General features: G+C 69.9%; 10 protein-coding genes. All 10 read right to left on the bottom strand.

The annotated features are described in order from the left end of the window. Window positions 1–528 (bottom strand): biotin carboxylase N-terminal domain-containing protein (locus FHP29_RS22835; RefSeq protein WP_275669450.1); only part of this gene is annotated, 528 nt, incomplete at its 3' end. After that, on the bottom strand, window positions 525–767 hold the full coding sequence (locus tag FHP29_RS15640) for an acetyl-CoA carboxylase (protein WP_139623765.1): 243 nt from the start codon (window positions 765–767) through the stop codon (window positions 525–527). The genes FHP29_RS22835 and FHP29_RS15640, both read right to left, overlap by 4 nt. Window positions 768–781: 14 nt before the next feature. Further along, a complete protein-coding gene (gene pxpA, locus FHP29_RS15635; protein WP_139623764.1) occupies window positions 782–1513 on the bottom strand; it encodes a 5-oxoprolinase subunit PxpA in 732 nt (243 codons plus the stop codon). 57 nt (window positions 1514–1570) lie between these two features. Next, window positions 1571–1816, bottom strand: coding sequence for a tautomerase family protein (locus FHP29_RS15630; protein WP_275669451.1), 246 nt, complete (start codon window positions 1814–1816; stop codon window positions 1571–1573). Between the two features lie 26 nt (window positions 1817–1842). Continuing rightward, window positions 1843–2178, bottom strand: coding sequence for a Rieske 2Fe-2S domain-containing protein (locus tag FHP29_RS15625; protein WP_139623762.1), 336 nt, complete (start codon window positions 2176–2178; stop codon window positions 1843–1845). A gap of 12 nt (window positions 2179–2190) precedes the next feature. After that, the gene (locus FHP29_RS15620) at window positions 2191–3213 is read right to left on the bottom strand and encodes a 2Fe-2S iron-sulfur cluster-binding protein (protein ID WP_139623761.1); all 1023 of its coding nucleotides are present in this window, start codon (window positions 3211–3213) and stop codon (window positions 2191–2193) included. 2 nt (window positions 3214–3215) lie between these two features. Next, window positions 3216–4211, bottom strand: a complete 996-nt coding sequence (locus FHP29_RS15615; RefSeq protein WP_139623760.1) for a ferritin family protein — start codon at window positions 4209–4211, stop codon at window positions 3216–3218. Beyond that, window positions 4208–4576, bottom strand: a complete 369-nt coding sequence (locus FHP29_RS15610) for an MmoB/DmpM family protein (protein ID WP_139623759.1) — start codon at window positions 4574–4576, stop codon at window positions 4208–4210. Before FHP29_RS15610 ends, FHP29_RS15615 begins: the two co-directional genes overlap by 4 nt. A gap of 11 nt (window positions 4577–4587) precedes the next feature. After that, window positions 4588–4842: a toluene-4-monooxygenase system B family protein gene (locus FHP29_RS15605; protein WP_139623758.1), complete on the bottom strand. Its 255-nt coding sequence runs from the start codon at window positions 4840–4842 to the stop codon at window positions 4588–4590. Window positions 4843–4856: 14 nt separating this feature from the next. Next, the gene (locus tag FHP29_RS15600; protein ID WP_139623757.1) at window positions 4857–6353 is read right to left on the bottom strand and encodes a YHS domain-containing protein; all 1497 of its coding nucleotides are present in this window, start codon (window positions 6351–6353) and stop codon (window positions 4857–4859) included. Window positions 6354–6367: the final 14 nt, after the last annotated feature.

Raw genomic sequence — 6367 nt, 5'->3', positions numbered from 1 at the left:
CTCGTCCTGGACGACGCGGATGCCGCGGCCGCCGCCACCCGCGCCCGCCTTGATGGCCAGCGGGTAGCCGGTGACCTCGGCGACGGCGAGCGCCTCGGGGAGGTCGTGGACCTCGCCGTCGGAGCCCGGCACCGTGGGCACGCCGGCCGCCTGGGCGCGCGAGCGCGCCACCACCTTGTCGCCCATCTGCCGGATCGACTCCGCATCCGGGCCGATCCAGGTCACCCCGGCCGCGGCGACCGCCTCGGCGAAGTCGGCGTTCTCGCTGAGGAAGCCGTAGCCCGGGTGCACGCCGTCGACCTTGGCCTCCTTGATCACCTCGAGGAGGGCCGGGACGTTGAGGTAGCTGGCGCCTGCGGGCGCGGGGCCGATGTGGATGGCCTCGTCCGCGACCTTGACGTGCACGGCGTGCTTGTCGGCCTCGCTGTAGACGGCCACCGTCGCGATCCCGAGCTCCCGAGCGGCCCGGGCGATGCGGACGGCGATCTCGCCGCGGTTGGCGATGAGGATCTTGCGCAGCATCGTCATCCCTCCTTCACGACCGCGATGGTGGCGCCGGGCTCCACCATGCCGAGGTCGTCGACCTCGAAGCTGAGGACACCCGCCGCGTCGGCGCGGATCTCGGTGAACTGCTTCATGATCTCGACGAGCCCGATCACCTGTCCGGACTCCACCGCCGCGCCGTCCTCGACGAACGGCGGCTCGCCCGGCGACGGGCAGCGGTAGAAGACGCCCGGGAGTGGCGATGTCACGGCGTGTTCGCTCATGGTGGTCGTTCCTCTCAGATCGCGGGGGCCGCGAGGGAGTCGATGACGGCCCGGACCGCCTCGGTCACCTCGACCGCGTTGGGGGTGTCGGAGTGCACGCAGACGGAGTCGACGCGCATCGGGAAGTCCTCGCCGGTGTCGGCGGTGGCGAGGCCCTCGCTCAGGGCCTTCAGCGCCCGGGCCCGTGCCTCCTCGACCGGGGTGGCCCGGGGCCGGCGCGCGATGATGAGGCTGCCGTCGGCGCGGTAGCCGAGGTCGACGTAGAACTCGGCGACGAACGGGACCCCGCGCTTCTGTGCGACGCGCTCGTGCGCGGTGCCGGCCATGCCGAACACCGGGACCTCGTACTGAACCGCCACGTCGCAGATGGCGTCCATGATGTCCTCGTCGCGGGCGGCCATGCCATAGAGGGCGCCGTGCGGCTTGATGTGGTCGAGGGGCAGGCCCTCGTCGGCGAGGAAGCCGACGAGCGCGCCGACCTGGTAGCGGACCAGGTCCGCGGTCTCGTCGCGCTGCAGCTTCATCTCGCGGCGGCCGAAGCCGACCAGGTCCGGCAGGCCGGGGTGGGCGCCGACGGTGATGCCGGCGGCGGCCGCCTTCTGGACCGTCTCGCGGATGCCGGTCGGGTCGCCGGCGTGGAAGCCGCAGGCGACGTTGGCCGTGTCGATGAGCTTGACCAGCGCGTCGTCGTGGCCGAACGAGTGGATCCCGAAGGCTTCGCCCATGTCGGAGTTGAGGCTGACCATGGTGGTTCTCCTTGTGGTGTGGAGGCTGGGGTGGTGGATCGGTCGTGGTGCGCGAGCTCAGCTGCTCTGCACGGAGGTGTCCGCGGGCGCGTCCTCGGGGTCGTTCTCGTACTCGTACTCGTCGCAGAAGAGGGAGCCGTTGCGGCCCCAGTCCTCGCGGGAGACGTCGGTGAAGATGAAGTTGATGGTCTCCGGCTTGCACTTGGCGATCCGGCTGACCTCGCGGGTCAGGACCTCCGCCAGCTCGCGCTTCTGCTCGAGGGTGCGGCCGGGGAACATGTCGATGCGGATGAAGGGCACGATGTCTCTCCTCTGGGGTGGGGGTCGGCTCAGGAGTGCGCGATGCGGGGGGTGTCGCCGTCGGGATCGACGTACACGTCGTCCCCGTCGACGCGCACCGGGTAGCGGGCGATCTCGGTGTGGCCCGGGTTGATGCCCTTGCAGGAGCGCAGGTCGAACTGCCACAGGTGGGCCTTGCAGGTGAGCTCGGCGCCCTCGAGCTCGCCCTCGACGAGCTCGATCTGCTGGTGCGGGCAGATCGCCTGGGTGGCGACCACCTCACCGCCCTCGAGGTGGGCGACGAGGATCTCCTTGTCCCCGACGTCGAACGACTCCATGTCGCCTTCCCACAGGTCGTCCAGGGTGGTCACGAGCTGGAATGCCATCGGTCTTGTCTCCTAGAAGAATCGGTCGTAGTGGATCTGGCCGACGGGGACCTGCAGCTCGCGCACGAGGAGGCGGACGACGGCGTCGGTCATCGGCGGGGGGCCGGCCACGTAGATGTCGCGGTCGGCGAGGTCGGAGAGTCCGGCGGTCGCGACCGCCTCGTGGACGAAGCCGCGGGCGCCGGCCCAGTCGGGCGGCACCTCGTCGGAGATGACGTCGACCAGGGTCACCTCGGCCAGCTCCCCGGCGAGCTCGGCGACGAACTCGCCCGCGCACAGGTCGCGTGCCGCTCGCCCGCCGTAGAAGAAGTGCAGGCGCCGCTCGGCGGCGCCGTCCGAGGCGGCGAGCCCGCGGGCGACCGACACCATCGGCGCCAGGCCCGACCCGCCGGCGATGCAGACGACGTCGCGCCCGGTCGGCCGGAAGTGGGCGTGGCCGTAGGGGCCGTCGACCTCGATCCGGTCGCCCACGCCGAGGTCATCGACGAAGGCACCGGACTCGGCGCCACCGGGCACCCGCTTGATCTGGATCTGCCACACGCCCTCGCCGGGCAGGTTCGACATCGAGTACGCCCGCTCCTCGCCGTCCGGACGGCGCAGCATCGCGAACTGTCCGGGCAGGAAGGTCGCGTCGACGCCGATGGAGATCGTGAGCTCCCGCAGGTCGTGCGTGAGCATCCGCGCGTCGACGATCTCGGCCCGTCGGCGTACCGGCGCCGGCAGACCGCTGTCGACGGGATCGACCAGCAGGGAGACCGTGCAGTCGGACGTCGGGACGGACTGGCAGGCGAGGAGCCGGCCCTTGCGGCGGTCGCGCTCGGTGAGGCCGGCAGGCGACTCCTGCACCTGCCGGACCTCACCGTCGCTCAGCGTGAACTTGCAGCTCCCGCAGCCGCCGCTGTTGCACTCGTAGGTCGCGGGCACCCCTGCGCGGAGCGCGGCCCGCAACAGCGTGTCCCCGTCCGTGCAGTCGAACCGGCGGGTCTCCCCGTCGCGCACCTGGAAGGTGCGGGTGGCGACCTCCGAGCGGCTCATGCTCAGCCCCGCAGCGGGAGGGAGTTGCGGAAGGTCCGGGTCGCCGCGATCGCGTTGCTCGTGGCGTCGGGGTTGTCCGGCAGCTCCGAGCAGAACGCCTCGATCGCCGCGTCGGCCAGCGGCACCCACCGGTCGATCCACTGCTCGACGACCAGCACGTTCTCGGGGCGCTGGGCCAGGTGCCGCACCAGCTCGACCGACCAGCGGCGCGAGCGCTCGCTGTCACGCAGCGCCGCCTCGGCGGCGAGGGCGAACAGGGTGTCGCCCTGCCGGCGCGCGCTGATGCCCTGCTGGCGGTAGAACGCCTCGTCGATCGCCGGCTTGGCGACCAGGTTGAGCGCCACGAACGCCTCGGCCCAGTCCCGCGTCGCGAGCACGCACTCCATCAGCTCGCGGAAGCGCTGCCAGGCCGGCAGCTCCTCCCAGTGCGAGCGCTCGGCCGTGCCCAGCCCGTACGACGGGTGGGTCTGGGCGAGCTCGGCGGTGCGGTAGGCGACGTGGGAGACCCAGCGCAGCTGGTCGGCGGACTGGAAGGCCGCACAGTTGCTGATCGTGCTCGCCGGCGACATGTGCACGAGATAGGCGCTCGCCATCTGCACGGTGTGCAGGAGATAGCGGCCCGGGGCGTAGTGCGCGGCGAGGCTGCGCACCCACTCCGCGTCGAGGCCCTTGTCGTGCTCCTCGTCGTTGTGCTGGTCGAGGAGGCCCTGGACGTAGGTCTCCTGACCGTCCTGGAGGATGTTGTAGGTGCGGTAGACGAGCTCGTCGGGGTCGCGGAAGCCGTCCCAGTCCTCGTGCTGGACGGCGCTGCCGTTGCGGTACTTGCGGTACCAGTCGGCCATCGGGCCCTCGTGGGCGACGTCCCAGGGCTGCTCCTGGTCGCGCATGTGCCACAGCAGGTTGGTCGAGACGATCTCGTACTCGCTGGGCTTGCGGCGCCGCGCCGCGAGGTGGCTCCAGGTCTTCTGCGGGCGAAGAGCCAGGGGTGCGGTGGTCATGCGGGAACCTCCTGAGTGGTGGGCTCGGTGTCGGTCTGCGCGGCGCCTGGCCGCTGCCCGAGCCAGAATCGGAACTGCTCGGTGCCGGTCTCGATGCGCCCGACGAAGGACGGCATGCTGACCTCGAGGTCGCGCATCTTGAAGGGCCGGCCGAGCTGCTCCTCGATGGTGGTGCGGCGCAGGATGCACTCGCCGCCCTCCACCTCGATGCGGACGTAGGACCCGCGGCTGCGTACGTCGACGCGCTTGTCGTCGTTGTCGATGCGGACCGCCTCGGCGACGGCGTCGGCGAGCTCGCCGGCCTGGACGACGGGACCGACCGGATCGGCGATCGGCGGCAGGCCGCCGGGAGTGTGGTTGGTCATCTCGGGCTCCCTCACTCGAAGTAGAACTCGACCGTGTCGGTCGGTCCCAGGCCGGTCTCGGACAGCTTCATGTCCAGGGGGTAGGCCTCGGTCGAACCCTCCGCGCGGGCGCGGATCGGCCGGCCGGGCTGGTCGGGGACGTGCACGCCGACCGAGTGCTCGGCGGCCGCGGCGGCCACCTCGGCCATCGTGTTCTCGGTGTCGACGGGAACGAGCTTGAGCACGAAGTCGCCCTCGAACTTCGAGGAGATGGGGAACAGTGCCATGACGATCTCCTCTCTCAGCCGGCCGGAGCCAGCGCGGTCTTGTAGGCCTCGAGCCAGGCGTAGCCGTGGGCGTCGTCGCCGCCGGGGCTGATCACGCCGAGGCCCATGTACTCCAGGACGCCGTCGAGGTTGGCGGGCTGGATCTCGCCGCCCAGGAACCGGTCGATCAGGTTCTTGTGGTGCTTGTAGCGCTCCGGGTCCTGCTCGAAGATCCACTTGTCCACCTCGGAGGCGAAGTGGTACTTGCGCCCCTCGAACACGATGCTGGTGTCCTTGAGCGAGACGCCCGGGGTGCCGACGATCGGCAGCTGGGAGACGTTGCAGATCATCGGCAGCGTCCCCGGCACGGTCTTCTCGGGCCGGCCGCTGACGAAGTTGTCGATCATGACGTCCCAGACCTTGCCGAAGGTGTCGTTCCAGCCGGGGTACTTCTCCTCCAGCCAGTCCCGCTCCTCCGGGCTGACACCGGCGGCGGGGTTCCACCACAGGGTCGGCCGCCACGAGTAGGTGCCGAGGTGCTGGCCGTGGTGGTGCTCGTCGAGGTCGCGCAGGAAGATGTCCCAATACCACGGCTTCGACAGCCCGAGGTCCTCGATCGACTTCATGAACTGGGTGACGATCCACTCCTCCATGAACTCCTTGAAGGAGGACTCACGCACCTCGAGCGGGACGTAGTAGTCCATCGGGATGCCCGACAGGATCGTGAAGAGCCGGTACGAGCGCCAGAACGCGATGTCGATGAGGTTCTGGGCCTTGGCCTTCTGACCGTTCTCGATCATCATCTGCAGCAGCGGCGTGCCGAGCTGCGCGTGCCGCGCCTCGTCGGACTGGATCGACTGGATCAGCTTGGAGAAGGTGAAGTCGCCGGCGTTGGCGGCATCGCCCGACAGGCCGATGAACTGCAGGTTGGTGAAGCCGGTCTCGAAGGCGAAGTTCGCCGAGATCGACGTCTCCGCCGCGCCGCGCGTCATCAGCATGTCGTCGAAGAAGTGCCGCGCGCCCAGGGCGACCCAGTTGTTCGACCACATCATCTGGTGCGACCAGTCGAACTGACGGTCCTTGCCGATGTACTCGTGCGGGAAGTAGAGCTGGATCTGCCCGTGCCGCATCTCGTCGAGCATCCCGAAGGTCGCCATGTTGCGCATGCCCGGCGCCTTGGACCAGCGCACGTAGCGGGCCTCCTGGAAGGACGCGCCGTACTCCACGAGGGCGACCGCGGCGTAGTGCTCCTTGAGGATGGAGATCCAGCCCGGGTCGGCCTTGTTGTAGAGGTCGGCCCGCTCGAGCGCGGCCTTGACCGAGTAGGCGCCCTCGTCCTTCTGACGCTGGACGTCGACGTACTCGCGATAGGTGACCTTGTAGGGCTCGTCGTAGGTCGACCACACCTCGGCCGGGATGCCCTCGCCGCCCGACATCTCGGGCGGGAAGAGCTCGTCCTGCGAGATGTAGGACGGGGTCCACTCGGTCGAACGCGCGAGGTCGTACCAGGCGCTTCGTTCCAGTAGTGCCATGTCAGTTGTCTCCT

The organism is Nocardioides albidus, from assembly GCF_006335005.1.
Taxonomy (GTDB): Bacteria; Actinomycetota; Actinomycetes; order Propionibacteriales; family Nocardioidaceae; genus Nocardioides; species Nocardioides albidus.
Note: the sequence above shows the minus strand (reverse complement) of the source record. Positions and strands in the feature narration are given on the sequence as shown.

What these genes read in the sequence shown, in the direction of transcription:
- FHP29_RS15640 (WP_139623765.1), bottom strand. Translation starts at nt 767, where the DNA reads ATGAGCGAACACGCCGTGACATCGCCACTCCCGGGCGTCTTCTACCGC.
- pxpA (WP_139623764.1), bottom strand. Translation starts at nt 1,513, where the DNA reads ATGGTCAGCCTCAACTCCGACATGGGCGAAGCCTTCGGGATCCACTCG.
- FHP29_RS15625 (WP_139623762.1), bottom strand. Translation starts at nt 2,178, where the DNA reads ATGGCATTCCAGCTCGTGACCACCCTGGACGACCTGTGGGAAGGCGAC.
- FHP29_RS15620 (WP_139623761.1), bottom strand. Translation starts at nt 3,213, where the DNA reads ATGAGCCGCTCGGAGGTCGCCACCCGCACCTTCCAGGTGCGCGACGGG.
- FHP29_RS15615 (WP_139623760.1), bottom strand. Translation starts at nt 4,211, where the DNA reads ATGACCACCGCACCCCTGGCTCTTCGCCCGCAGAAGACCTGGAGCCAC.
- FHP29_RS15610 (WP_139623759.1), bottom strand. Translation starts at nt 4,576, where the DNA reads ATGACCAACCACACTCCCGGCGGCCTGCCGCCGATCGCCGATCCGGTC.
- FHP29_RS15605 (WP_139623758.1), bottom strand. Translation starts at nt 4,842, where the DNA reads ATGGCACTGTTCCCCATCTCCTCGAAGTTCGAGGGCGACTTCGTGCTC.
- FHP29_RS15600 (WP_139623757.1), bottom strand. Translation starts at nt 6,353, where the DNA reads ATGGCACTACTGGAACGAAGCGCCTGGTACGACCTCGCGCGTTCGACC.